General features: G+C 42.8%; 2 protein-coding genes. One reads left to right on the top strand and one right to left on the bottom strand.

Features of this window, described 5'->3' with window-relative positions; translation table 11 throughout:
- Positions 1–52: 52 nt before the first annotated feature.
- Complete coding sequence (locus B7Y67_RS17085; RefSeq protein ID WP_293599656.1) at positions 53–820, top strand: AraC family transcriptional regulator; 768 nt, start codon at positions 53–55, stop codon at positions 818–820.
- Between the two features lie 83 nt (positions 821–903).
- On the opposite strand, the gene B7Y67_RS17080 is transcribed toward B7Y67_RS17085, so the two are convergent.
- Entirely contained in the window at positions 904–1746 is an 843-nt protein-coding gene (locus tag B7Y67_RS17080; RefSeq protein WP_293599655.1) for an alpha/beta hydrolase, read from the bottom strand.
- Positions 1747–1763: the final 17 nt, after the last annotated feature.

The following is a 1763-nucleotide window of genomic DNA, read 5'->3' as shown; positions in this document are numbered from 1 at the left end:
TTGCTGATTAAATGCAACAATGTGTCCATATTTATTTGCTTTTAGTACAAATATGCCCACTCCCAATCTAGATAGACTGTCCGCCCTTCTGCAAGGGCTTGCCCCGCGAGTGTCACTTAATGATCAGCCCGTCGGATTTGGCTTACATATCCTGGTTGATATAAATCCACAAAAACTAGGCTCTTCTTTAGAGAATATGGTGCTACTCGTATGCCCGGCCCTTGATGATATGGTTTTGCCACCGCATGCAAAGAAGTGGATGAGCTTTGAGGTTGAACTAGATGGGCCATTGGCACCCATGTTTTTATCGGAGTTTTCAGAACAGCTTTTAATTAACTTAGAAAATGCAGACGCTTCACTCACTCAAATTGTGCGTTTAATTTCAAGTGAAATGGCAGCCACCAGATGTGGACAGCCTTTATTAATTAATCGGGCTGGAGATATTTTGCTGATTGGCTTGCTCAGGCATTTGGTTGCTCGGCCACAAAAAACTACTGGCCTATTTAGCGCTTTAGCCAATCCAAGAATTGCCAAAACCCTTGTTGCTATCCATGAGGACGCATCCAAGAACTGGTCTCTAGATGCCCTTGCTCTAGAAGCAGGTATGTCGCGTACATCGTATGCCCATCAATTTAAGAAATTGATGCAAATAACGCCCGGCAAATACATAGAAAGAATTCGGCTGAATTTAGCTCATAGACTCATTGTCGATGGCATAGGTTTAAAGCAGGCGGCACGTCATACAGGTTATTCAAGCGCATCTACCCTCTCGCGCGCAATGAGCCGCCTATCAATTAGAGAACAATGCGCTAAAACATAGAAGCAATAAGATTTGTACGAATTTACTAAGCTCAAATACCCCTTAATAAAAAGGGAGCGAGGACACTCGGGTCCCTTGATAAGCTATTCGCCAACAGTGGATTGAACTTGACCAGTTTTAATCCACTGAATAACTGCTTTTGTAGCGGCCTCTTCCCTGCCCCCCATCGAATGTAGGTGCGTTCCACCACATATGTCCCCCGTACCCTCACCGCCTTTTACTGTTATCAAATTATTTTTAGAATATGCCACAACAGTTGCATAAGGGGTATGGGAGCACTGATCATCGCCATGATGAATATTCAACACGGGCGCCCTCAATGCTGACATATCAAATGACTCCACTGAAGAGCCATAGCTTCTGTTGTAGTTATTAGCCACAGTCATGGATGCAGAATGAATACTGCCCTTTATTTCAGTACCCAGATTTTTAGCAAGCCACTTTGATGAGATTGTTCCGTAGCTATGGCCCATCACATAAAAATTTTTGATCCCATACTTTTCTTTCAGTAGAGTCATAATTTTTCTTACGTCATCGGCATGCTTCACAGAAGATCGATAGTCATCATTACACCCCAATGGCTTATTACCTGGTGTAACGCTATTTTCATCACTAGGGCAATCCATGACAACAAGCGCTATGCCAGACTGAGCAAACAACTCAGTATTGTTTTGTAAATAATTTAAGTTTCTTTTCCAATCATTTTCCGTCTTAATGTTGGCAATTCCAGACCAACCACGATAAAAGAGCAAAGCCGTATCTGTTTGCATGGAAGGCTTAAGCAATATCGCCCTTTGAACAACTGGAGATTTCGAAAAAACTCCCGACTCTCTTCCAACATCAGCTTCCAGAAGAATGGGGCTCATTGTTTGAGCGGTCACAGAGCCAAAACAAAAGAAAGCGCAGACGCTTAACAGCCATTTCATTTTTTATCCCTAGACTT

The organism is Polynucleobacter sp. 35-46-11 (genome assembly GCF_002281105.1).
This window is presented reverse-complemented; position numbering and strand designations above follow the sequence as displayed.

What these genes read in the sequence shown, in the direction of transcription:
- B7Y67_RS17080 (WP_293599655.1), bottom strand. Translation starts at nt 1,746, where the DNA reads ATGAAATGGCTGTTAAGCGTCTGCGCTTTCTTTTGTTTTGGCTCTGTG.
- B7Y67_RS17085 (WP_293599656.1), top strand. Translation starts at nt 53, where the DNA reads ATGCCCACTCCCAATCTAGATAGACTGTCCGCCCTTCTGCAAGGGCTT.